The organism is Streptomyces sp. NPDC051180 (assembly GCF_040689545.1).
In the GTDB taxonomy this organism is placed as follows: Bacteria; Actinomycetota; Actinomycetes; order Streptomycetales; family Streptomycetaceae; genus Streptomyces.
Genome location: NZ_JBFBBC010000023.1, coordinates 16,991 through 39,196 on the forward strand (window position 1 = coordinate 16,991; position 22,206 = coordinate 39,196).

The following is a 22,206-nucleotide window of genomic DNA, read 5'->3' on the forward strand; positions in this document are numbered from 1 at the left end:
TCAGCCCCGTGCCTAGCGGATGTTCGGGTCGAAGGTGAAGATCACCAGCGTGCCCAGAAGGATGGTGAACACCGTGGCGGTGTACAGCAGGCCCTTGAGCCACAGGCGCGTGTTGGCCCGCTCCGCGTAGTCGTTGATGACGGTACGGAGGCCGTTGGCGCCGTGCAGCATGGCGAGCCAGAGCATCAGCAGGTCCCAGACCTGCCAGAACGGGGACGCCCAGCGGCCGGCCACGAAGGCGAAGCCGATCTTGGAGACGCCGCCGTCCAGGAAGAGCTGGATCAGCAGGTGGCCGAGGACCAGGACGACGAGGACCACGCCGGAGAGGCGCATGAAGAGCCAGGCGGCCATCTCGAAGTTGCCGCGGGTCGCGCGCGGGGTCTTGCCCGTGCGCTTGCGGGGGGCCTCGATGTACGGCGCGGGGTTGTCCACGTCGTAGTGGGCGCCGCCCTCGACGGGGCCGATCGAGGCGGTGGAGGTGTCAGCGGACATGAGTGGCGTCAGCTCCCGAACAGTTCACGTGCGGCGTGGCCGAGGACGGGGTACAGCGAGCCCGCCATCAGCACGACCCAGATGCCCACGACGGTCCAGAGCATCTGCTTCTGATAGCGCGGGCCCTTGGACCAGAAGTCCACGGCGATGACACGGAGACCGTTCAGCGCGTGGAAGAGGATGGCGGCGACGAGGCCGTACTCCAGAAGAGCGACGATCGGCGTCTTGTAGGTCGCGACGACCTCGTCGTACGCCTCGGGGGAGACGCGGACGAGAGCGGTGTCCAGCACGTGTACGAACAGGAAGAAGAAGATGAGGACGCCGGTGACTCGATGAGCCACCCAGCTCCACATTCCTTCCCGGCCGCGGTACAGCGTTCCAGCCGGCACGGAAAAACCCTCCGGGAGCGGGGATCAGGGCCGGCCGGCTTCTCTGTCGGTCTGGCCCGGCCGGGTACGGTCCACCGGCCCCGGTCATCGTAGCGACGACTTGTCGGTTCGCTCGCGCGGGGTCCATAGGTGTGATCAAACAGGCACGGACGGGCTATCGCGCAGGCCGGAATCACCGTGTTCCGGACGTATTCACGGTTCGGAGTGTCGGGGTGTGAGCCCCTCGGCCAGTCGGAAGGCGAGCCGGGCGCGGGCGAGCCGGCGCAGTTCCTCGGCCGCGATCACCCGCTCCTCCTCCGGTTCGTTGCCGAGACGTGACCGGATGCCCGCCAGGACCTGGTCGAGCCGCTCGCCCGGACGCACTCCGTCGAGGCTGATCACGAACGCGTGGCCGAAGCTGTGCTCGTACGCGGCGTGCGCGGCCCGCAGCGCCGTCCGTGCCGCCGGCGGCGCGTCGGGGTGCGGCAGCGCCGAGGACTCGGCGGCCAGGGCCGTGTCGAGCTCGGCCCGGGACAGGTCGTAACCGGCCTCGTCGGCGGCGGCGAGCAGGGCGTCGACCGTCGGGTACGGACGGTGCGCGGCCACCCGTTCGGCCCAGCGGGCGCTGTGGCAGCAGGAGAGCAGCAGGGCCTCGGCCTCGGCGGGCGAGGCCGCGTTGAACCCGACCAGACCGCTCGTGTGCCGGGCGTTGGTCTGCTGGGCGGGTATGGCAGGCGTGTCCGTGGAGCCCGGCTTCCGGCAGGGGGCGTGGGTGTCGCTGGTCAGCGTGGGCTCCGGTACTCCGGGACGGGTGGGGTGGACGTGACTCAACGTTATCGACGGGACGAGGGAAGTGTCCGACGGATGCGCGATTTTCACCCGGAAGGGAGAGTTTCGGAACATCTGATGGACGTTCCGGTTCCGCTCCGCCCGGGAGCCCCGGCCCGTCGTCGCTCTCCGTTCCGTCCCCCGATTGGCCCGACGGGCTTCCGTACGGGAGGATTCCGAATGATGCGGTACTCCATACGGGGGCCCCGACGGGGCCCCGCTCTCCTGGCGACCGCGGTGGCACTGGCCACCGCGGCGGCCTGTTCCGGCGGCTCCCCGACAGGGCCGTCCTCCCCCTCCGGCACGTCCGCGAGCGCCGCGCCCACCAGCGCGCCGCCCAGCCCGACGCCCACGCCGACGAAGACCTACCCCCTCTCCGTAGCGCCGGGGACCGTCCCCTCCGTCCGCGACCACGAGGCCGCCCGCGGCCCCGGCTGGAAGCCCGCGGCCACCGGCGGCGTCGTCCTCGCCGCGGACAGCGACGGCCTCGCCGACGAGGGGAAGCTGATCGCCGGGGAGCTCGGCATCCCCTACCGCGGCGCCGTCGCCGCCGAGCCCGGCGACGTCGAACTGGCCCTCGGCCAGGCCGGCGCCCCCGAGTCCTACACGCTCACCGTCCGCGACGGCCGCGTCCGGATCAGCGGCCCCGACGAGGCCGGGGTCTTCTACGGCACCCGCACCCTCAAGCAGTCCGTGAAGGCCACCGGCGCCATGCCGGAGGGGACCGTCACCGACCGGCCCGCGAAGCCGCAGCGCGGACTCAACCTCGACACCGCCCGCAAGCACTTCACCGCCGCCTGGATCGAGGACCGCATCCGCGAGATGGGCGACCTCAAGCTGAACCGGCTCGGGCTGCACTTCTCCGACGACCAGGGCTTCCGGATCGAGTCCGACAGCCACCCCGAGATCGTCTCCGACCAGCACCTCACCAAGGCCGAGGTGCGGCGGATCCTCGCCCTCGCGGCCTCCCGCCACATCACGGTGACGCCCGAGATCGACTCGCCCGGACACCTCGGCGCCGTCATCGACGCCCACCCCGGGCTCCAGCTCCGCAGCGCGAGCGGCCGCGCCCCGCGCGGCGCCGTCGACATCTCGGACCCGGACGCCGCGAAGATCGTCGACGACCTGCTGCGCGAGTACACCGCGCTCTTCCCGGGCGCCTCCTGGCACCTCGGCGCCGACGAGTACGTGGCGCTGATGTCCAAGGACCCCGAGGCGACCTACCCGCAGCTCGCCCGCGCCGCGCGGGCGAAGTACGGCCCCTCGGGCCGCGTCCAGGACCTCGCCACCGGCTGGCTCAACGACCGCGCCGCCGTCGTCCGGCCCACCGGCAAGACCCTCAAGGCGTGGAACGACGGCTTCTTCACCGGCGGGGTGGTCAGCCCCGCGAAGGACATCGAGGTCGAGTACTGGACGGGCAAGGAGATAGGCGCCCGCCAGCCCGTCTCGTACCTGAGCGCCGGCCGCAAGATGGTCAACCTCAACGACGAGTACCTCTACTACGTCCTGGGCGAGCCCAACGACTTCGCCTACCCCACCGGCCGCCGCATCTACGAGCAGTGGACCCCCCTCGTCGTCCGCGGCACCACCCCCGTCCCCGCGCGCTACGACTCCCAGATCCTCGGTGCCCGCTTCGCCGTCTGGTGCGACCTCTCCCGCGCCCAGACCCCGGCCCAGGTCGCCGACGGCATCCGGCTGCCCCTCGCGGCCCTCTCCCAGAAGCTCTGGGACCCGGACAAGCCCACCCTGACCTGGGACCGGTTCCGCGCCCTCGCGACGCAGGTGCGCTGAGAATCGTCGTGGACGCGAAGATCACCGGTCGCGTACGTTCCCCCGGCGGCGGCCGCCCGGCCGCCGCCGTTCCTTGGGGGGAACCCGATGCTCGTACTCCGCGATCCGAACGGCCTGGCGAGAGCCGTGGTGGCTCTGCTGGCCGGCAACATCGTCTTCGACGCCCTGCTCGGCGCCGTCGACGTCCGCGACCTGACGGCCGTCGGGACGGCGGACTTCGACCCGACGTCCTTCGGTCCGTTCAACGTGAACGTCGTCGTCGGCCTGGCGTTCATGGTGTTCCTGGCGACCGCGATCGTCTTCGTCCTGTGGTTCCACCGGCTGCGGCGGAACGCCGAGGTCTGGGCCCCTGACCTGCAGGGCCGTACGCCTGGCTTCGCCATCGGCTGCTGGTTCATCCCGTTCGGCAACCTCTGGATCCCGCGGGCGATCGCCGTCGACATCTGGCGGGCCAGCCGCCGGGAGCCGTACGCCGCCGACGGCCGGGGGGAGCTGGCGCTGCTCAACGGCTGGTGGACGTGCTGGGTCGTCGGGACGCTCGTGAACTGGGTCTCCGGCCAGATGTACAAGACCGAGAGCACCACCGAGAACTGGACGATGGCGACCCAGTGGTCGCTCGTGGGGTACGTCCTCGACGCCGTCGCCGCCGTCCTCGCGATCCTTTTCGTCCGGCGTCTGACCTCTATGCAGCACGCCAAGGCGAATGGCATGATTCCGGCCGCGCAGTGACGAAAAGGCGCCGCCCGGCGCAGTAGTGGAAGTACTGCGTCCGCATCGGGTGGCGAGGAGGCGTCCATGACGTCGGGGAACGGCCGAAGCCTGCTGGAACTGATCGAAGGGGCCGACGAGCGAGCACTGGCCGCGGCCGGGCTCGCCTGCCTCGATCGCTGTCTGCCGCTGCTGGCCCCGGACGGGGGCGACGCGCTGAGGCCCGTGTGGGCCGCCGTCGCGCGCGGCGACGGCGGGGCCTGGGGCGAGGCGGTCGCCAAGGCCCGTGTGGAGCTGGACGTCGAGGGCTCGGCGGACGCCGGGGTCGTGCGCGGCATGCTGGCGCACGCGCCGGCCGACTGGGCGGGCGACGGCCTGCGCGCCTGGGCCGGCGCCTGTTCCGCCACCGCCCTCGCCCTGCACGGCGGGTTCGACGCCTCCGGGGTGCCCGACGGGCTCGTGGAGCGCTGCCTGGCCGGGGACGCCGAGGGCGCCGGCCCGCTGCTCGCCGGAGAACTCCGGCGGCAGCAGGCCGTCCTCGAATCGGTCGCCCACGGCCCGACCGGCCTGCGCCGGGCGCGCGAGCTGTCCGTCGAGGGCGGCCGGGTGCTGCGCGCGGTCGTCTCGCGCCGGGCCCGCACCGCCTGACCGGCGCCGGCGGGGTCAGTCCTTCGGCGTCACGGCCGTGGCGGAGGCGATCGTCTCGGCGATCTCCCGCTCGGCCGTGGCCTTGTCGAGGCCGAGGCCGCTGAGCACGCCCTCGCCGTCCTCGTGCTCCAGGAGGGCGAGCAGGATGTGCTCGGTGCCGACGTAGTTGTGGCCGAGGCGCAGGGCCTCGCGGAACGTCAGCTCCAGGACCTTCTTGGCCGCCGCGTCGTACGGGACGAGTGCCGGGACCTCGTCGACGGCCGGCGGCAGGGTGGCCGTGACGGCCCCGCGGACCTGATCGAGGGTGACCCCCTGCGAGAGGATCCAGTACGCCGCGAGCCCCTCGGGCTCGGCGAGCAGGCCGAGTGCCAGGTGCGCCGGCAGGGTCTCGTCGTTGCGCGCGGCCGTGGCCTCGTTCTGGGCGGCCATGACGACGTTGCGCGCCCGGGGGGTGAAGCGGCTGAACCCGGCGTTCGGGTCCATCTTCTCCGCGTCCGGCTCCTTCGGGACGAACCGCTTCTGGGCGGCCTGGCGGGTGACGCCCATGCTGCGGCCGATGTCGGTCCAGGAGGCGCCGGAGCGCCGGGCCTGGTCCACGAAGTGGCCGATGAGGTGGTCGGCGACGTCGCCGAGGTGGTCCGCCGCGATGACCGCGCCGGAGAGCTGCTCCAGAGCGTCGGGGTGGACCTTCTTGATGGCGTCGATGAGCTCGTCGAGGCGGACGGGGACCTGGGGAACGACGGGATGCGTCATGAGGCAACCCTAGGTTGACAGTCCATGACTGTCAACGACGAGTTGACACTGGAAGGGGTGACGCGTGCCCGCGAGGAAGGAGCCGGAGGGGGTGGGGAAAAGGCAGACGACCGGGGCCGCCACCCCCCACAGGAGAGGCCCCGGTCGTCATCCACGGAGCCGCAGCACGGCTCCGTACTCCATACAGCGCCGCCGGTGCGGTTTCTGTCACACCCCGCACGTGCACCGGCACGTGCAGCACGGTGGTCCCACCGAAGGTTGCAAGTTGTACAAAGTCCCCGGACCGCGTGGACGCGACGCCGCACCACGACGTAGCGTGCAGATGCGCGAGACAGCGTTGCGGCGGTGACCGGCCGCGGCGCCGTGACGACGCGACCGACGAACAGGGTTTGGGGAGTGCTGGGGGACGACGCGGAGCTGACGGCCGCGGTGCTCGCTGCGCAGGACGGGGACGAGAACGCGTTCCGGACTGTGTATCGCGCCGTGCACCCCCGGTTGCTCGGCTACATACGGACACTGGTCGGCGACGCCGACGCCGAGGACGTCGCCTCGGAGTCGTGGCTCCAGATCTCGCGCGACCTCGACCGGTTCTCCGGCGACGCCGACCGCTTCCGCGGCTGGGCCGCCCGGATCGCCCGCAACCGCGCCCTCGACCACATCAGGATGCGCGGCCGGCGCCCCGCGTCCGGTGGTGACGAGACCGAGCTGGCCGACAAGCCCGCCGACGCGGACACCGCCGGCGAGGCCCTGGAGGCCCTGGCCACCGGCCACACCATGCGGCTGATCGCGCAGCTCCCGCAGGACCAGGCGGAGGCCGTCGTGCTGCGCGTCGTCGTCGGCCTGGACGCCAAGAGCGCCGCCGACACCCTGGGCAAACGCCCCGGCGCGGTCCGCACGGCGGCGCACCGGGGCCTCAAGAGACTCGCCGAACTCCTCGGGGTCGACGGCGAGACGGACGGGGCGGATGCGAAGGGCGGGACGCTCGTCCCGCTGGACGGCGTGCCTCCGCAACGCGGCCGCGGACCGGGGCCCGTGGCCCCCGGCGGTGTGACGCAATCACGTCCGCGTACGCAGAAGGACATGTGATGGCCGACGAGCGGTACCAGTGGCTCGACCAGGAGGCCGCGGAGCGGCTGCTCCGCGGCGAGCCGGTCGACGCCGCCGACGACCATGCGCGCACCCAGGCAAAACGTCTCTCCGAAGCCCTCGGCTCGGCGCGCGTCCCGGTCGCCGGCGGTGAACTCCCGGGCGAGGCGGCGGCCCTCGCCGCCTTCCGCGCGGTCGCCGCGGCCCGCGCCGCCGCACCCGCCCCCGCCCGGACGACGGCAGGCGCCGGCGCGTCCGCCGAGACCTTCGAACTGGACCGGGTCCGGCTCGCACCCGTGGCCGAGCCGGCCCGCCGCTGGGGACGCTCCCTGCGGTACGGGCTGGCCGCCGCGTTCGCCGCCGTCACGGTGGGCGGGGTCGCCGTCGCGGCCGGCACCGGAGTGCTGCCCCTGGTGGGCCCCGCGCCCGCCAGCTCCGTCACGGCAGGGGAGACGGCGGACACGCTCGTCTCGAAGGAGCCCGGCATACGCCCGGACCCGGAGACGCCCCCGGCGGTGCCGGACGGCGACGGGACGCCCGGCGCGTCCCCCTCCGCCGACGCGGGCTCCACCCCGTCGGCCACCCCCGACCCGGACGGGCACGGTGACGTCACCCCGGCGCCGGGCCGGACCACCCGGGACACGGGTACGGGCGAGGGCGCCGACGGCGGCGCGGACCCCGGCACCCAGGGCGGCGACGCCGGCGGCAACGGCACCGCCGACCTCCGCGAGAAGATCCTCAGGGCATGCCGGGACTACCGGTCCGGAAAGCTCGACACCGCCGGACGCGACCGGCTCAACCGCACCCTGCGGGACGGCGACACCCTGCGCCGCTACTGCGACCGGATCCTCTCCGGCGGCACCGGCACGTCGGACGGGACGGGCACGCCCAAGGACGGCTCCGAGGAGACGTCCGACGGCGACAAGAAGAAGGACGAGGACCGAGGCCGCACCGGCGGCCAGGGCAGCGAGGGACGCGGCGGCGCGGCCGGCGCCGCCGGGGGCACCCGGACCGGCGGTGGCGAGGCCCCGCGCACCCGCCTCTCGGCCGGTCTCTCCGCCACGCTCTCCGCCGGTCTCCCCGTGGCGTCCCCCGTCCGGATCCCCGTCGGTCCGCCCGCCGGAATCGACGCCGCGGCACGCGTTCCGCTGCCGGTGTAACACTTCCGGGCCGGTCGGCGCAGTAATGAGTGAGCCGACTGGTCATCGGCCGCGCAGTGAGCCGGGGTTCCCCCCGTACCTACGGCTCCGCGCACCCGGCGCGGGTGGGACACGTTCCCCCGGTCCCACCCGCGCCTCTTCCTCCCTCCCGCTCCGCTACCAGTGGACGACGACCTTGTCGCCGACCTTCACCGCGTCGAAGAGGGCCGAGAGCTTCGCCTTGTCCCGGACGTTGACACAGCCGTGCGACGCGCCGTTGTAGCCGCGGGCCGCGAAGTCCGCCGAGTAGTGCACGGCCTGGCCGCCGCTGAAGAACATCGCGTACGGCATGGGCGTGTGGTAGATCGTCGACGTCCACTCGCGGGCCTTCCACCCCACGTGGAAGGTGCCCTCGCGGGTCGGGGTGTTCTCCGAGCCGAAGCGGACGTCCATGGACGAGACGACCCTGCCGTCGATCATCCAGGCCAGGGTCCGGCTCTCCTTGCTGATGCACAGCACCCGGCCGGTCATGCACTGCGGGTCGGGCGTGTCCAGCTTGTTGGTGGTGGAGGGCTTCAGCTCGTCGGCGGTCGGCTTCCGGCTCACGTCGAGCAGCTGGCGCCAGGTCGTCTCGTCGACCGTGCCCGTCGCCGGCAGTCCCCGGCGCTTCTGGAACTTCTTCACGGCGCCCGCGGTCATCGTCCCGTAGAAGCCCGTCGGGGCCCGGTCGAAGAAGTCGAGCTGCCGCAGCCGCGCCTGGAGCTCACGGACCTGCTCGGTCTCGTCGCCGTCGTCCATGAGGGGCGCGGCCGAGGGCGCGCCGGTGGAGGGCGTGGCCGACGGGGACGGCGGCTTGTCGTCCGTGGTCGGGCTCGCGCTCGGGGCGTCCGACGAGGGCGCCTGTGTGGGGGCCGCGGTCGTCGGCGCCGCCGGGCCCGTGCCGCCGGGGCCGCCCCCGTCGGGCGTACAGCCCGCGGCGAGTGCCACGGCCACCGCCGCCACCACCGCTCTGCGTATGACGGATCCGCGTATGACGGTCGTGGACCGCTTCATGATTGCCCCCCGGGACGAGTCGTGTGTACGTAGGGATGCTCTCCCCCACGTGCGCGGTTGCGCTCCGCGCGCACCTACCGCACATCCTGGAGGGAGGTCCCGGCGCGCTGTCCACCGGGTCCGGCGGGACCCCCGCTACAGTCCGTCGCGAGGTCGGTACCGCAGGGTGACACGTCCGTCGGGAGGCACCACGCATGGCACGCGAGTCGGAGTCGGGTCTGCCCATCGAGCCGGTCTACGGACCGGACGCGCTGGAGGGGTGGGACCCCGGGGAGAAGCTGGGCGAGCCCGGCGCGTACCCCTTCACGCGCGGCGTGTACCCGACCATGTACACCGGCCGGCCCTGGACCATGCGGCAGTACGCCGGCTTCGGCACCGCCGCCGAGTCCAACGCCCGCTACCGGCAGCTGATCGCCAACGGCACGACGGGCCTCTCCGTCGCCTTCGACCTGCCCACGCAGATGGGCCACGACTCGGACGCGGTGATCGCCTCGGGCGAGGTCGGCAAGGTCGGCGTCGCCGTCGACTCGATCGACGACATGCGGGAGCTGTTCGACGGCATCCCGCTGGACAGGGTCTCCACGTCGATGACGATCAACGCCCCGGCCGCCCTCCTGCTGCTCCTCTACCAGCTCGTCGGCGAGGAGCAGGGCGTCCCGGCCGACCGGCTGACCGGCACGATCCAGAACGACGTGCTGAAGGAGTACATCGCCCGCGGCACGTACATCTTCCCGCCGAAGCCGTCGCTGCGGCTGATCGCCGACATCTTCCGCTACTGCCGGGCCGAGATCCCGAAGTGGAACACCATCTCGATCTCCGGGTACCACATGGCCGAGGCCGGCGCCTCGCCCGCGCAGGAGGTCGCGTTCACCCTCGCCGACGGCATCGCCTACGTGCGGACCGCCGTCGCCGCCGGCATGGACGTCGACGACTTCGCGCCCCGGCTCTCCTTCTTCTTCGTGGCCCGCACCACGATCCTGGAGGAGGTCGCGAAGTTCCGCGCCGCCCGCCGGATCTGGGCGCGGGTGATGCGGGAGGAGTTCGGCGCGAAGGACCCCAAGTCGCTGATGCTCCGCTTCCACACCCAGACCGCGGGCGTGCAGCTCACCGCCCAGCAGCCCGAGGTCAACCTCGTGCGGGTCGCCGTCCAGGGCCTCGCGGCCGTCCTCGGCGGCACGCAGTCGCTGCACACCAACTCCTTCGACGAGGCCATCGCCCTGCCGACCGACAAGTCCGCCCGCCTCGCCCTGCGCACCCAGCAGGTCCTCGCCTACGAGACCGACGTCACCGCCACCGTCGACCCGTTCGCAGGCTCCTACGTCGTGGAGCGGATGACCGACGACGTCGAGGCCGCCGCACTGGCCCTGATGGACCGCGTCGAGGAGATGGGCGGCGCCGTCGCCGCGATCGAGCACGGCTTCCAGAAGGGCGAGATCGAGCGCTCCGCCTACCGGATCGCGCAGGAGACCGACAGCGGGGAGCGGGTCGTCGTCGGCGTCAACCGCTACACCGTCGACACCGAGGAGCCCTACGAGCCGCTCCGCGTCGACCCCGCCATCGAGGACCGGCAGGCCGCCCGCCTCGCCCGCCTCCGCGCCGACCGCGACCAGCCCGCCGTCGACGCCGCCCTCGCCGCGCTCCGGAAGGCCGCCGAGGGCGCCGACAACGTCCTCTACCCCATGAAGGAGGCGCTCAGGGCCCGTGCCACCGTCGGCGAGGTCTGCGACGCCCTGCGCGGGATCTGGGGCACCTACGTCCCCACCGACGCCTTCTGATCTTCCGTGATGCGAAACACAGGAGCGGAGCGTCGTACTGACATGCGACACTCCGCTTCATGCTGGGTGTCATCGATCTGCCGACGTATCTCGCGGGCCTCGTGCTCATCATTCTGCTGCCGGGGCCGAACTCGCTGTACGTGCTCTCCGTCGCGGCGCGCAAGGGCACGCGTACCGGGTACAAGGCCGCGGCCGGGGTGTTCACCGGGGACGCGGTGCTGATGACGCTGGCGGCGCTGGGCGCGGCGTCGCTGCTCCAGACGACGCCGCTGCTCTTCACGGTCGTGAAGTACGCGGGCGCTGGCTACCTGACCTGGATGGCCGTCGGGATGCTGCGCGCCGCGTGGAGCATGTGGCGCAGCCGGGGCGAGACACCGGCCGAGGACCCGGAGGAGGCCGTCGCGGCGGGGGAGAACCCGTACCGCAGGGCGCTGCTCATCAGCCTCTTCAACCCCAAGGCGATCCTCTTCCTGATCTCCTTCTTCGTGCAGTTCGTCGACCCGGGATACGCCTACCCGGCGCTGTCCTTCCTCGTCCTCGGCACACTGCTCCAGATCGGCAGCTTCCTCTACCTCACGACGCTGATCTTCGGCGGGACCCGGCTCGCGTCCGCCTTCCGCCGCCGCAGGCGCCTGTCGGCCGGTGCGACGTCCGCAGCCGGCGCCCTCTTCCTCGGCTTCGCGGCGAAGCTCTCGCTCAGCAGCGCCGCCTGACGCTTGACCCTGACACCGTGTGAGGGCGTTCCGTAGGAGTCGTCATGTTCACCATCGGAGACTTCGCACGGCACGGCCGGGTGTCGGTCCGCATGCTGCGTCACTACGACGCCATCGGACTGCTGCACCCGGCCCGGGTCGACCCGCACACGGGCTACCGCTTCTACGCGGCGGACCAGCTCGCCCGGCTCAACCGCGTCATCGCGCTCAAGGACCTCGGCTTCACCCTGGAACAGGTGGGGGCCATCCTCGACGAGCAGGTCGACGCGCACGGGTTGCGGGGCATGCTGCGCCTGCGCCAGGCCGAGCTGGAATCGGCCGTCGCGGAGGCGCGGGCCCGGCTCGCCCAGGTCGGCGCGCGGCTCCGAGCCATCGAGAGCGAGGGACGCATGTCCACCCAGGACGTCGTCGTCAAGAAGATCCCCGCCGTCCGTGTCGCCGAGCTGAGCGCGGTCGCCGCGAGCTTCGGCCCGCAGGACATCGGCCCGGTCATCGGGCCCCTGTACGACGAGCTGTGCGGCCGCCTGGAGCGCGCGGGCGTCAGCGGCTTCGGGCCGGGCGTCGCGTACTACGAGGACGCCGGCCGCGGCGACGGCTCGGTCGTCGTGCACGCCGCCATGACCGTCCCCGAGGGCACGGCCGCGGAGGGCGTCGAGGTGCTCGTCCTGCCCGGCATCGAGGCGGCGGCGACCATCGTCCACCGGGGCGCGATGGACGAGATCCTGCCGACCGCCCAGACGCTCGCCTCCTGGATCGACACCCACGGCTACGCCTCCGCCGGGTACGCCCGCGAGCTCTACCTGGAGTGCCCGGACGACCGGGCGGGATGGGTGACGGAACTCCAGGAACCGGTCGCCCGCGCCTGACGCCGCACCCCGTGTCCGGACGGCGTCACCGCCGCCCGGACACGCCTGCGCTCCTACCGCCTCAGTGCCTTCCGCAGCCGCAGCGCCCGGCGGGCCAGTCGGCGGACCCGCGGGTGGCGGGGGAGGGGAAGGCCGCCCGGGAGGCCGAGGACGGTGAGCCGGCGGCGGGTGAAGTGGTGCCGGGTCCGCGCGGCGAGGGGGCCCGACAGGTGCCGGACCGCCGCCTCGCGCAGGTCGGGCCGGATCTTCGGCTGCATCGCGAAGCCGACCGCCGCGACCAGGTCGTTCAGCGGCGCCGTCCCGAGCGCCGGGCCGGCCTCGTCCGCGGTGTGCTCCTCCAGCGGCGGGACGACCGCGTCCACCACGGTGAGGGGGACGCGGTTGCTGTTCTGGTAGGGCGTGAGCCGCTCCAGGAGCGTGCGGGTGCCGACGCGGGCGACCGGCAGCCCGTAGAAGGTGTGCGCGGTGAGCAGCGCCGTGGAGAAGCAGCCGACGACGAGGGCGGGCCGCAGTTCGCGGTAGAGGACCTCGGCGAGCACGGGCCGGTCCTCGACGGTCAGCTCCGCGCCGAGCGCCTCCGCCGCACGGACCAGCGTCCGCGACCAGGCGTCCGGGGCCGTCGGGTGCGGCTTGAAGACGAGGCGCCGGTGGCCTCGGGCGACGGCGCCCCGCACCATCCGCAGGTGAAGCTCCTCCTCCTCGGCGGCGGTCACGAGGTCGAGGGCGGCGAGGTACTGCCCGAGGAGCAGCGCCGGACCGTCCCGGCCGTCCTCGGCGGCGGGCCCGGACAGCTCCTCGACGCACCGGGTGAACGCCTCGGTGGGGACGGCCTCGGCCACCGCCCCGAACTCGGCGAGCAGCAGCGGCGCGAGCCCCGGCACGAGGTCCAGGTGGAGCAGCCGCCCGACCCGGCCGCCGACCAGCGGGTCGATCTTGTTGCGGGTCGGGCCGTAGCTCATGAGGCCGTCGGCGTACGCGGTGATCGGCGCGTCGGGCAGCAGCTGGGCGACGGCGAGCGCGGGCGTCACCTGGAGCGACTCCAGGGCGAGCTCGATCCGGTCGTCGCCGAGGTCCCAGATCCGCCGCAGATGGCGCCGGAGCAGCGGGAGGTCGCTCGCCCGGGGGGTCCAGCCGGCCGGGTGGAGCGGGGAGATCGTCTCGTTCCAGGACAGCACCGTGTCGAAGCGGCCGCGCAGCCGCGCGAAGCCGTCGGCCTCGTCGAGGGCCGGGGTGGTCTCCGGCACGGCCGCGTTGTTGACGACCAGCAGGATCCGCCGGTCCGCGGGACCGAAGCAGCCGCTGTCGAGGGCGGCGGCCAGGGTGACCGCCCCGTAGAGGGTGGAGGCGCAGAAGATCTGCGTGGTCCGGCGGGCGGCGGCCGGCGGGGTCGGACGGCTGCTCACGCGGCCACCTCCACGGTGCCCGCGGGGCGGCGCCGGCGCAGCGAGCGCAGGGTCGCCGCCCGCTCCGGCCCCATCGCCGGCAGCACCTCGTCGAGGAGCTCGCGGGGCATCCGCCGCAGCGCGGCCGCACTCATCGCCTTCAGCCGCCGGGCCACGTCCGGCTCGAACCGTTCGATCGATCCGATGTGGTGGGAGATCACCGCGCAATACGTGCGGACGGCTTTCGGGAGAAGCCGGTCCGCGTCCGGGTCCTTCGCCGTCTCCTCGATCACCTGGTCGAATGCTCGAATGAAATCCAATTGCCGCACGTCGCCGATCTGTGTGAGCGAGGTGGAAACGCCCCGCCGGTAGAAAACACCGAGTTCGCCGATCGCCGCGAACGATTCCGCCTCCCGGTGCAGCCGCCAGATCCACGGCCGGTCCTCGGCCGTCCGCAGGCCGTGCGGGAAATGCAGCAGCCCCCGGTCGAGGAGGCGCCGGTGGTAGAGGCCCGCCCAGGCGTACGGGTAGTCGACGGACGTCGTGCGGTGGGCCGGCAGGATCGCGTCCCGCGGGTCGAGCACCTCGGCGCGCCGGGCGACGGGCACCTGCCGGACCGACCGGTTGCGGCCGGTGACGGAGACGTGGTCGGTGCGGAGGAAGTCGCAGCCGAGGTCCTCGGCGGCGGCGACCAGCCGGCCGTAGAAGCCCGGCGCCAGCCAGTCGTCGCCGTCCAGGAAGGCGACGTACTCGCCGCGGGCCGCGTCGAGCCCGGTGTTGCGGGCCGTGGCGAGGCCCTCGTTCCGCTCGTGCCGGATCAGGACCGCGCCCGGCAGCTCGCGGGCGGCCCGGTCGAGGAGCTCCGGGGTCCCGTCCGACGAGCAGTCGTCGATCAGCAGGAACTCGAAGTCCTCCCGGGCGTTGGCCCGCAGGCTCGTGAGGGTGTCGGGGGCGTATGTCTGCACGTTGAAGAACGGCACGACGACGGAGAGCTTGACCACACGGCCGACGCTAGGCGCCGACCCGGCATTCCCACCGACCGCCGGGGGGCGGTTCGGTGAACACCAAGCGGCAGGCGGATTAACCGCCTTTACCGAAAAGGGAATCAGGCCGCACCGCGTCCGGAAACCGAACCACTTCAGAAGGCGGAGAGGCTCTGTTCACCGTTTGTTGCGGCCCAGTTGGGACGGAAAGCGGAATGCCCTTCTAGCGTCCTCGGCGTGCCAGCAAGTACCAGAGAAGCGGTACGCGTCGCCGTACTCGCCGACTCCGACACCCGGTGGAAATGGGGCGCGCTCACCGCGCGCCGCATCACGGCGACGACCGCCGAACCCACCGGCTTCGTCCTCCGCGGACGGGCCACGCCCACCGCGCGCCAGCTCACCGAGACCGGGGTCTCCACGACCGTCCCGCGCGAGGTGACCGGCGCCGAGTTCCTCCGTGCGGTACGGGACGCGGAGACGCGCGGCGAGGGATACGACGTCGTCGTCCTCGCTCTCGTCGGCGGCACCGTCCGGGCCGTCCTCCAGGGCCTGGCCGACCTGGCCCTGGAGCGACGCCCGGTGATCGTCACCGGCTACGTCGGCGTCGTCTACGAGAAGCTGACCGACGGCCTCCTGCTGCGCCACGGCGCCGACGTCGTCCTCGCCAACTCCCGCCACGACGCCGAGCGTTTCCGCGACGTCTACACGGGCGTGGGCGCGGCCGCCGACGCGGTCGTCGAGGCCGCGCTGCCCTTCCTCGGCGGCGCCCCGCACACCCCCGAGGCCGGCCGCGACACCCTCGTCTTCGCCGCCCAGCCGTCCGTGCCCGCCACCCGGGCCGAACGCGCCTACGTCCTGCGGCGGCTGGTCGAGCACGCCCGCCTCCACCCCGGCCGCGAGGTGCTCCTCAAGCTCCGCTCGAAGCCGGGCGAACACACCACGCACCTGGAGGAGTTCCCCTTCCAGAAGCTGGTCCGCGACCTCGACCCGCCGGCCAACCTCCGCCTCGTCTACGGACACATGGGCGAGGTCCTCGACCGTACGGACCTCCTGGTCACCGTCTCCTCCACGGCCGCCCTCGAAGCCCTGCACCGGCGGATCCCCACCGCGATCCTCACCGACCTCGGGGTCCGCGAGGCGCTCGGCAACCACCACTTCGTCGGCTCCGGTCTGCTGACCTCCTTCGACCGGCTCGACGAGGGATCCGCCCCGACGCCCGACGAGAGCTGGCTCGCCCGGCAGGGCGTCGCCTCCGACGGCTCGTACGGGTCCGCCTTCGACGCGGCCCGCGACCGGGTCGCCGCCCTCCTGGCGCTCCCCGCGCTGCCCCCGATCACCCCCTACTACACCGCGGAGACGGCCCCCGGCTACCTGCCGGGGATCCTCGCCCGCCACCGCCTGGACGTCACCGCGCCGGAACCCCGCGAGAGCGGACTGCGCCGGGTCGTCCGGGAGGCCGCGCGGGGCGCCTACCGCCATGGCGTGCAGCGCGTCGCACCCGTCATCCGCCGCCTGGGAGAACTCTGATGACGACGAAGCCGAGCACCCCGACCGTGCTCGCCGTGATCCCCGCGCGCGGCGGATCCAAGGGCGTCCCCGCCAAGAACCTCGCCCCGGTGGCCGGCGTCCCCCTGGTGGCCCGCGCCGCGCTGGCCTGCCTCGGCGCCCGCCCGGTCACCCACGTCCTGGTCTCCACCGACGACGCCGCCGTCGCGGCGGCGGCCCGCACCGCCGGCGCCGAGGTCGTGCACCGCCCCGCCGCCCTGGCCGGCGACACCGCCACCAGCGAGGCGGCCGTCCTGCACGCCATGGACGCCTTCGAGGCCACCCACGGCGGCCCGGCCGACGTGGTCCTCCTCGTCCAGTGCACGAGCCCCTTCCTCACCTCCGCCGAGATCGCGGAGACCGCCGACCGGGTCGTCTCGGGCGCCGCCGACACCGCCTTCACGGCGGCCCCCTCGCACGGCTTCCTGTGGCGCGACCCGGCCGACGGCGCCACCGGAGCCGTCGGGGTCAACCACGACAAGGCGCACCGCCCCCGCCGCCAGGACCGGGAGCCCGAGTACCTGGAGACCGGCGCCGTCTACGCCATGGACGCGCCCGGCTTCCGCACCCACCGGCACCGCTTCTTCGGCCGCACCGCGCTCGTCGTCACCGACGCCGCCCGCGTCCTGGAGATCGACGACCCGCACGACCTGGCCCGCGCCAGGGTCCTCGCCCCGCTCCTCGACGAGCCCACCACCCCGGGCTTCGCCGACGTCGACGCCGTCGTCCTCGACTTCGACGGCACGCAGACCGACGACCGGGTCCACCTCGACGCCGAGGGGCGCGAGTTCGTCTCCGCGCACCGCGGCGACGGCCTCGGCATCGCGGCCCTGCGCCGCGCCGGCCTGCCCGTCCTCATCCTCTCCACCGAGCAGAACGCCGTCGTCGCCGCCCGCGCCCGCAAGCTCAGGATCCCCGTCCTGCACGGCATCGACCGCAAGGACCGGGCCCTCAAGGAGTGGTGCGAGGCCGAGGGCATCGACCCCCAGCGCGTGCTCTACGCCGGCAACGACGTCAACGACCTGCCCTGCTTCCACCTCGTCGGCTGGCCCGTCGCGGTGAGCAGCGCCCACGACTCCGTACGGGCCGCGGCCCGCGCGGTCACCGTCACCCCCGGCGGCGCCGGAGCGATCCGCGAGATCGCCGCGTGGCTCCTCGGACCCGAGCTCGACACCCCCGCACGCACCACCACCGACTCGTAAGGAACGGCACCATGAACACCCGTCTGCGCACCTTCGGCGAGAAGACCGCCGGCCCCGGCCGATCCGTCTACGTCACCGGCGAGATCGGTATCAACCACAACGGCGAGCTGGACAACGCCCTCGCGCTCGTCGACGTCGCCGCCGACGCCGGCTGCGACGCCGTCAAGTTCCAGAAGCGCACGCCCGAGATCTGCACCCCGCGCGACCAGTGGGACATCGAGCGCGACACCCCCTGGGGCCGGATGACCTACATCGACTACCGCCACCGCGTGGAGTTCGGCGAGGACGAGTACCGAGCCATCGACGAGCACTGCCGCAAGCGGGGCATCGACTGGTTCGCCTCCCCGTGGGACACCGAGGCCGTCGCCTTCCTGGAGAAGTTCGACGTCCCCGCCCACAAGGTGGCCTCCGCCTCCCTCACCGACGACGAGCTGCTCCGCGAGCTGCGCGCCACCGGCCGCACGGTCATCCTCTCCACCGGCATGTCGACGCCGAAGCAGATCCGGCACGCCGTCGAGGTCCTCGGCAGCGACAACATCCTGCTCTGCCACGCCACCTCCACCTACCCGGCCAAGGCCGAGGAGCTCAACCTCCGCGTCATCCAGACGCTCCAGGAGGAGTACCCCAACGTGCCGATCGGCTACTCCGGCCACGAGACCGGCCTCCAGACCACGCTGGCCGCCGTCGCCCTCGGCGCCACCTTCGTCGAGCGCCACATCACCCTCGACCGCGCCATGTGGGGCTCCGACCAGGCCGCCTCCGTCGAGCCCCAGGGCCTCCAGCGCCTGGTCCGCGACATCCGCACCATCGAGACGGCCCTCGGCGACGGCGTGAAGAAGGTCTACGAGTCCGAGCTCGGCCCGATGAAGAAGCTCCGCCGGGTCCAGGGGGTCGTGGAGGCATGACCGGGCAGCTGGCGTTCGTCGAGAGCCCCGTCCAGCTCCTCAACGTCCTGGAATGGGCGCACACCCAGTCGACCGCCGCCGGCGCCCCCGCGGCCCCCGGCGACCCGGGGGCCGCGCCTGCCCGCACCGGTGCCGGGGCCGGCCTCCCTTCCCCGGCACCGCCCCTCACGGTGGTCGTCCTCTCGCCGACCGACCCGATGTCCCGGGGCCAGCTGCGCCGGATGGCACAGCTGGCCCGGGACGAGGGCCTCGCCGTCCGCTGGCAGGAGGCCCGCGGCGGCCGCGGAGCGCTCGTCCGCACGCTGCGGGAGCTGGCCGGACCGCTGCGCGCGGCGGAGCGCGTGATCATCGGGGACCCCTTCTCGCGGTACGTCCAGCTCCTGCTGTCGCTGTTCTCGCCCCGGCACCTGACGGTCGTCGACGACGGCACCGCCACGATGGAGTTCGCCGCCCAGCTCGGCCGCGGCGAGCGCCTGGTCCGCTGGCACCGCAAGGGAAACCTGGGCCCGCGCGAGCTGCTCCTCGCCCCGGTGACCTCGCTGGCCCGCCGCCGGCTCGCCCCCGCCCGGGGCCGCAGGGTCGAGCTCTTCACCTCCCTGCCCGTCGAGGCGCCCGGCGACCTCGACGTCACCGAGAACTCCTTCGCCTGGACCAGGAGCCGCTTCGGACCCCCGCGGCTCACCGGCGGCGCGGACCTGGTCGGCACCTCGCTGGTGGAGACGGGCGTCGTGGACGCCGAGCACTACGCGCGGGTGGTGGGCGAGCTGGCCCGCGACCACGGCGCCACCCGGTACTTCGCCCACCGCAGGGAGAGCGCCGAGAAACTGCACCGGATCGCGGTCGAGACCGGCCTCCAGGTGGTCCGGCCCGATCTGCCGCTGGAGCTGATCGCCCGGCGCGGACCCATCGGGCGTACGGTCGTGAGCTTCCCGTCCACGGTCGTGCACACCCTGCCGCTGGCCCTGGCGGGCACCGGGGTGAAGGTCGCCGTGTGCGAGATCGCGCCCGAGTGGCTGCGGGAGAGCGCCTCACCGCGCGCCCAGGGCTTCCTGTCCGTGGTGACCGGCACGGCCGCCCACGAGGTCGACCGGCTCACCGCACGGGCGGTGGCCTCCACCGACCGGCTCGAATTCGGCTGAGCGTACCCATATGGGAGGGGCTTCATGCCCGGCAAACCGAGATTCTTTCCCCTAACGGGCTGAACTTTTCGTGATCAACGGGCAGTTGACCTCTCCACGGGCCTACCCTTCAAAGGGTGAACCAGTTGAAGTCCCGTGAGCCAGGCTCCGCCACCCTGCCCGGAACGCTGTCCGCAACCCTGCGCGCCGAACTGATCGACTTCCGCAGGGACTTGCACATGCACCCCGAGCTCGGGAACCAGGAGTTCCGTACGACCGCCGCGCTCAAGGCCCGCCTGGAGGCGGCCGGCCTCGCGCCGAAGGTCCTCCCGGCCGGTACGGGGCTCATCTGTGACATCGGCACCCGGGACCGGGACCGTCCCATGCTGGCGATCCGCGCCGACCTCGACGCGCTGCCCATCCCCGACGTCAAGACCGTCGCCTACCGCTCCACCGTGGCCAACCGCGCCCACGCCTGCGGACACGACGTCCACACCACCACCGTCCTCGGCGCCGGCCTCGTCCTGGCCGAGCTCGACCGGCAGGGCCTGCTCCCGAACGCCGTGCGGCTGATCTTCCAGCCCGCCGAGGAGGTCCTGCCCGGCGGCGCCGCCGACGCGATCGAGGCCGGGGTCCTGGAGGGCGTCGGCCGGATCATCGCCGTCCACTGCGACCCCCGGGTGGACGCCGGCAGGATCGGGCTCCGGGTCGGGGCCATCACCTCGGCCTGCGACCGCCTGGAGGTCACCCTCGACGGTCCCGGCGGCCACACCGCCCGCCCGCACCTCACCACCGACCTCGTCACCGCCGCCGCCCGGGTCGCCACCGACGTCCCCGCCGTGCTGGCCCGCCGCGTCGACGCCCGCTCCGGGCTCTCGGTCACCTGGGGCCGCATCGAGGCCGGCCACGCGCCCAACGTCATCCCGCAGCACGCCGAGCTCTCCGGCACCGTCCGCTGCCTGGACCTGCCCGCCTGGCGCGAGGCGCCCGACCTGGTGCACGCCGCGATCGACGAGGTCGCCGCCCTGCACCGGGCCAAGTCGACCGTCACCTACGTCCGGGGCGTCCCGCCGGTCGTCAACGACCCGGCCGTCACCGAACTGCTCCACGACGCGATGGCCGCCCGCCGCGGACCGTATGCGATCGAGGACACCGAGCAGAGCCTGGGCGGCGAGGACTTCTCCTGGTACCTGGAGCACGTTCCGGGCGCCATGGCCCGCCTCGGCGTCCGCACCCCCGGCGACAGCCGCGTCCGCGACCTGCACGCCGGCGACTTCGACGTGGACGAGCGCTGCATCGACGCCGGTGTGGAGCTCTTCACCGCCGCGGCCCTGCTCGACGCCACGCCGCGGGGCTGAGTCCGGGCCGGATTCCGGCCGTGCGTGCCGCGCCCGGGGACCGGCCGGGCGGGCCGCGCGCACCGGGCGCGGTGGTTGCCCCGTCCGGCCCATCACCCGGCGTGGCGCCGCCCGATGGCCTACCGCCCGCCCGGGCCGGGCGGTATAACCGGCGGTACCGGGCCGAACGCTCCCGGTGGTCTCGACTGGCCGGTTCGCGACGATCCGATAACGACTCATGAACGGGTCTTTAACTGACATCTACGCGCGTTACGATCGCGGCGAAACCAGCGCCGGAAGAGGCGCTTTCGGTCAGTGTTGAAGGGACCCTCCTCTTGCGCCGGATCACCAGGATCACCACCGTGGGCATCGCCTCCGCGGCGCTCGCCCTCTCGGTCACCGCGTGCGGCAAGTCGTCGACGGACTCGGGCTCCAGCTCCAGCTCCAGCTCGGACTCGAAGGCGACCAAGGCCGCCATCGCGTACGACATCGGCGGCCGCGGCGACCAGTCGTTCAACGACGCCGCCTACGCGGGCCTCAAGAAGGCCGAGGACGAGCTCGGCGTCAAGGGCGCCGAGGCCGAGCCCTCGTCCGGAGAGGGCGACGCCGACAAGGTCGCGCGCCTCACCGCGCTGGCCCGCGCCGGGAACAACCCGGTCATCGGCGTCGGCTTCGCCTACGCCCCGGCCATCGAGAAGGTCGCCAAGGCGTACCCGAAGACCACGTTCGGCCTCATCGACGACACCTCGGTGACCGCCCCGAACATCGCCAACCTCGTCTTCAACGAGGAGCAGGGCTCCTACCTGGCCGGCGTCGCCGCCGCCAAGGCGTCCAAGACCGGCACGGTCGGCTTCATCGGCGGCGTCGAGGTCCCGCTGATCAAGAAGTTCGAGGCGGGCTTCGCGCAGGGCGTCAAGGACACCAACCCCAAGGCGAAGGTGCTCGTCCAGTACCTGACCCAGCCGCCGAACTTCGACGGCTTCTCGAAGCCCGACCTCGGCAAGGCCGCTGCTCAGGGCCAGATCGACAAGGGTGCCGACGTGATCTACGCCGCCGCCGGTCTGGCCGGTTCCGGCTCGATCGAGGCCGCCGCGACCGCGGGCAAGTGGGCCATCGGCGTCGACTCCGACCAGTACAACCAGGCCGGTCTCGCCTCCTACAAGGAGCACATCCTGACCTCGGTCACCAAGGACGTCTCCGACTCGGTCTACAACGTCATCAAGTCGGTCAAGGACGGCAAGCCGCAGTCCGGTGAGATCCGCTACGGCCTCGCCACGGACGGTGTCGGCCTGGCCGACTCCAACCCGGCGTACCAGAAGATGACCGACGTCACCGCCGCCGTGGAGAAGGCCAAGAAGGCCATCGTCGACGGTCAGATCACGGTCAAGACCGCTCCGTAAGGACCAGCAGGTCACGACCTGAGTCCGCGGGCCCGGCCCCAGTGGCACCCCACTGGGGCCGGGCCCCGGCCCCATTCCCGTACGGGTTTTCATTTTTCGGCAGCGCTACGCGTG

At 73.0% G+C, this 22,206-nt stretch carries 21 protein-coding genes; 14 read left to right on the forward strand and 7 right to left on the reverse strand.

The features are described 5' to 3' along the window. Positions 1–12: 12 nt before the first annotated feature. The 3 genes from AB0424_RS28885 to AB0424_RS28895 all read right to left on the reverse strand — a co-directional run bounded on the left by AB0424_RS28885 (position 13) and on the right by AB0424_RS28895 (position 1,691). Positions 13–492 carry a succinate dehydrogenase hydrophobic membrane anchor subunit gene (locus tag AB0424_RS28885; protein ID WP_366309518.1) on the reverse strand — a complete coding sequence of 160 codons (480 nt, stop codon included), beginning with the start codon at positions 490–492 and terminating at the stop codon, positions 13–15. A gap of 8 nt (positions 493–500) precedes the next feature. Continuing rightward, positions 501–881, reverse strand: a complete 381-nt coding sequence (sdhC, locus tag AB0424_RS28890; RefSeq protein WP_015035721.1) for a succinate dehydrogenase, cytochrome b556 subunit — start codon at positions 879–881, stop codon at positions 501–503. Between the two features lie 192 nt (positions 882–1,073). Continuing rightward, positions 1,074–1,691 carry a 2-oxo-4-hydroxy-4-carboxy-5-ureidoimidazoline decarboxylase gene (locus AB0424_RS28895; protein ID WP_366309519.1) on the reverse strand — a complete coding sequence of 206 codons (618 nt, stop codon included), beginning with the start codon at positions 1,689–1,691 and terminating at the stop codon, positions 1,074–1,076. A 177-nt stretch (positions 1,692–1,868) separates the two neighbouring features. Here AB0424_RS28895 and AB0424_RS28900 point away from each other — a divergent pair, with 177 nt between their 5' ends. The 3 genes from AB0424_RS28900 to AB0424_RS28910 all read left to right on the forward strand — a co-directional run bounded on the left by AB0424_RS28900 (position 1,869) and on the right by AB0424_RS28910 (position 4,835). Next, a complete protein-coding gene (locus AB0424_RS28900; RefSeq protein WP_366309520.1) occupies positions 1,869–3,479 on the forward strand; it encodes a glycoside hydrolase family 20 protein in 1,611 nt (536 codons plus the stop codon). 87 nt (positions 3,480–3,566) lie between these two features. Continuing rightward, complete coding sequence (locus AB0424_RS28905) at positions 3,567–4,208, forward strand: DUF4328 domain-containing protein (protein WP_366309521.1); 642 nt, start codon at positions 3,567–3,569, stop codon at positions 4,206–4,208. 66 nt (positions 4,209–4,274) lie between these two features. Further along, positions 4,275–4,835, forward strand: coding sequence for a hypothetical protein (locus tag AB0424_RS28910; RefSeq protein WP_366309522.1), 561 nt, complete (start codon positions 4,275–4,277; stop codon positions 4,833–4,835). A gap of 15 nt (positions 4,836–4,850) precedes the next feature. Here the strand turns inward: AB0424_RS28910 and AB0424_RS28915 are convergent, their stop codons facing one another. Beyond that, a complete protein-coding gene (locus AB0424_RS28915) occupies positions 4,851–5,588 on the reverse strand; it encodes a Clp protease N-terminal domain-containing protein (protein ID WP_366309523.1) in 738 nt (245 codons plus the stop codon). Between the two features lie 396 nt (positions 5,589–5,984). On the opposite strand from AB0424_RS28915, the gene AB0424_RS28920 reads away from it, so the two are divergent. Continuing rightward, a complete protein-coding gene (locus AB0424_RS28920; RefSeq protein ID WP_366309524.1) occupies positions 5,985–6,674 on the forward strand; it encodes an RNA polymerase sigma factor in 690 nt (229 codons plus the stop codon). Next, entirely contained in the window at positions 6,674–7,834 is a 1,161-nt protein-coding gene (locus AB0424_RS28925; RefSeq protein WP_366309525.1) for a hypothetical protein, read from the forward strand. Before AB0424_RS28920 ends, AB0424_RS28925 begins: the two co-directional genes overlap by 1 nt. Positions 7,835–7,990: 156 nt before the next feature. On the opposite strand, the gene AB0424_RS28930 is transcribed toward AB0424_RS28925, so the two are convergent. Next, positions 7,991–8,866, reverse strand: a complete 876-nt coding sequence (locus AB0424_RS28930; RefSeq protein ID WP_366309526.1) for a L,D-transpeptidase family protein — start codon at positions 8,864–8,866, stop codon at positions 7,991–7,993. A 194-nt stretch (positions 8,867–9,060) separates the two neighbouring features. On the opposite strand from AB0424_RS28930, the gene AB0424_RS28935 reads away from it, so the two are divergent. Genes AB0424_RS28935 through AB0424_RS28945 form a run of 3 tightly spaced genes read left to right on the forward strand, consistent with a single transcriptional unit; the run spans position 9,061 to position 12,220 of the window. Beyond that, the gene (locus tag AB0424_RS28935) at positions 9,061–10,641 is read left to right on the forward strand and encodes a methylmalonyl-CoA mutase family protein (RefSeq protein WP_366309527.1); all 1,581 of its coding nucleotides are present in this window, start codon (positions 9,061–9,063) and stop codon (positions 10,639–10,641) included. Positions 10,642–10,700: 59 nt separating this feature from the next. Next, a complete protein-coding gene (gene leuE / locus AB0424_RS28940; protein WP_366309528.1) occupies positions 10,701–11,354 on the forward strand; it encodes a leucine efflux protein LeuE in 654 nt (217 codons plus the stop codon). A 44-nt stretch (positions 11,355–11,398) separates the two neighbouring features. Then, positions 11,399–12,220: a MerR family transcriptional regulator gene (locus AB0424_RS28945; RefSeq protein WP_366309529.1), complete on the forward strand. Its 822-nt coding sequence runs from the start codon at positions 11,399–11,401 to the stop codon at positions 12,218–12,220. 53 nt (positions 12,221–12,273) lie between these two features. Here the strand turns inward: AB0424_RS28945 and AB0424_RS28950 are convergent, their stop codons facing one another. Both AB0424_RS28950 and AB0424_RS28955 read right to left on the reverse strand, forming a co-directional pair. Then, positions 12,274–13,623, reverse strand: coding sequence for a polysialyltransferase family glycosyltransferase (locus AB0424_RS28950; RefSeq protein ID WP_366309530.1), 1,350 nt, complete (start codon positions 13,621–13,623; stop codon positions 12,274–12,276). Beyond that, positions 13,620–14,603, reverse strand: coding sequence for a glycosyltransferase family 2 protein (locus tag AB0424_RS28955; protein ID WP_366309531.1), 984 nt, complete (start codon positions 14,601–14,603; stop codon positions 13,620–13,622). Before AB0424_RS28955 ends, AB0424_RS28950 begins: the two co-directional genes overlap by 4 nt. Before the next feature lie 219 nt (positions 14,604–14,822). Here AB0424_RS28955 and AB0424_RS28960 point away from each other — a divergent pair, with 219 nt between their 5' ends. From AB0424_RS28960 to AB0424_RS28985, 6 genes are all read left to right on the forward strand, one after another. After that, on the forward strand, positions 14,823–16,112 hold the full coding sequence (locus tag AB0424_RS28960; protein WP_366309532.1) for a DUF6716 putative glycosyltransferase: 1,290 nt from the start codon (positions 14,823–14,825) through the stop codon (positions 16,110–16,112). Continuing rightward, on the forward strand, positions 16,112–17,332 hold the full coding sequence (locus AB0424_RS28965; RefSeq protein ID WP_366309533.1) for an acylneuraminate cytidylyltransferase: 1,221 nt from the start codon (positions 16,112–16,114) through the stop codon (positions 17,330–17,332). The genes AB0424_RS28960 and AB0424_RS28965 overlap by 1 nt, the downstream gene beginning before the upstream one ends. An 11-nt stretch (positions 17,333–17,343) precedes the next feature. Further along, a complete protein-coding gene (locus tag AB0424_RS28970; RefSeq protein ID WP_366309534.1) occupies positions 17,344–18,237 on the forward strand; it encodes an N-acetylneuraminate synthase family protein in 894 nt (297 codons plus the stop codon). Then, positions 18,234–19,376: a hypothetical protein gene (locus tag AB0424_RS28975; RefSeq protein ID WP_366309535.1), complete on the forward strand. Its 1,143-nt coding sequence runs from the start codon at positions 18,234–18,236 to the stop codon at positions 19,374–19,376. Before AB0424_RS28970 ends, AB0424_RS28975 begins: the two co-directional genes overlap by 4 nt. Positions 19,377–19,492: 116 nt before the next feature. Next, on the forward strand, positions 19,493–20,713 hold the full coding sequence (locus AB0424_RS28980; protein WP_366309536.1) for an amidohydrolase: 1,221 nt from the start codon (positions 19,493–19,495) through the stop codon (positions 20,711–20,713). A 314-nt stretch (positions 20,714–21,027) separates the two neighbouring features. Then, positions 21,028–22,092, forward strand: coding sequence for a BMP family ABC transporter substrate-binding protein (locus AB0424_RS28985; protein WP_366309537.1), 1,065 nt, complete (start codon positions 21,028–21,030; stop codon positions 22,090–22,092). Positions 22,093–22,206: the final 114 nt, after the last annotated feature.

What these genes read in the sequence shown, in the direction of transcription:
- leuE (WP_366309528.1), top strand. Translation starts at nt 10,701, where the DNA reads ATGCTGGGTGTCATCGATCTGCCGACGTATCTCGCGGGCCTCGTGCTC.
- AB0424_RS28965 (WP_366309533.1), top strand. Translation starts at nt 16,112, where the DNA reads ATGACGACGAAGCCGAGCACCCCGACCGTGCTCGCCGTGATCCCCGCG.
- AB0424_RS28905 (WP_366309521.1), top strand. Translation starts at nt 3,567, where the DNA reads ATGCTCGTACTCCGCGATCCGAACGGCCTGGCGAGAGCCGTGGTGGCT.
- AB0424_RS28945 (WP_366309529.1), top strand. Translation starts at nt 11,399, where the DNA reads ATGTTCACCATCGGAGACTTCGCACGGCACGGCCGGGTGTCGGTCCGC.
- AB0424_RS28930 (WP_366309526.1), bottom strand. Translation starts at nt 8,866, where the DNA reads ATGAAGCGGTCCACGACCGTCATACGCGGATCCGTCATACGCAGAGCG.
- AB0424_RS28975 (WP_366309535.1), top strand. Translation starts at nt 18,234, where the DNA reads ATGACCGGGCAGCTGGCGTTCGTCGAGAGCCCCGTCCAGCTCCTCAAC.
- AB0424_RS28915 (WP_366309523.1), bottom strand. Translation starts at nt 5,588, where the DNA reads ATGACGCATCCCGTCGTTCCCCAGGTCCCCGTCCGCCTCGACGAGCTC.
- AB0424_RS28970 (WP_366309534.1), top strand. Translation starts at nt 17,344, where the DNA reads ATGAACACCCGTCTGCGCACCTTCGGCGAGAAGACCGCCGGCCCCGGC.
- AB0424_RS28900 (WP_366309520.1), top strand. Translation starts at nt 1,869, where the DNA reads ATGATGCGGTACTCCATACGGGGGCCCCGACGGGGCCCCGCTCTCCTG.
- AB0424_RS28925 (WP_366309525.1), top strand. Translation starts at nt 6,674, where the DNA reads ATGGCCGACGAGCGGTACCAGTGGCTCGACCAGGAGGCCGCGGAGCGG.
- AB0424_RS28910 (WP_366309522.1), top strand. Translation starts at nt 4,275, where the DNA reads ATGACGTCGGGGAACGGCCGAAGCCTGCTGGAACTGATCGAAGGGGCC.
- AB0424_RS28935 (WP_366309527.1), top strand. Translation starts at nt 9,061, where the DNA reads ATGGCACGCGAGTCGGAGTCGGGTCTGCCCATCGAGCCGGTCTACGGA.
- AB0424_RS28885 (WP_366309518.1), bottom strand. Translation starts at nt 492, where the DNA reads ATGTCCGCTGACACCTCCACCGCCTCGATCGGCCCCGTCGAGGGCGGC.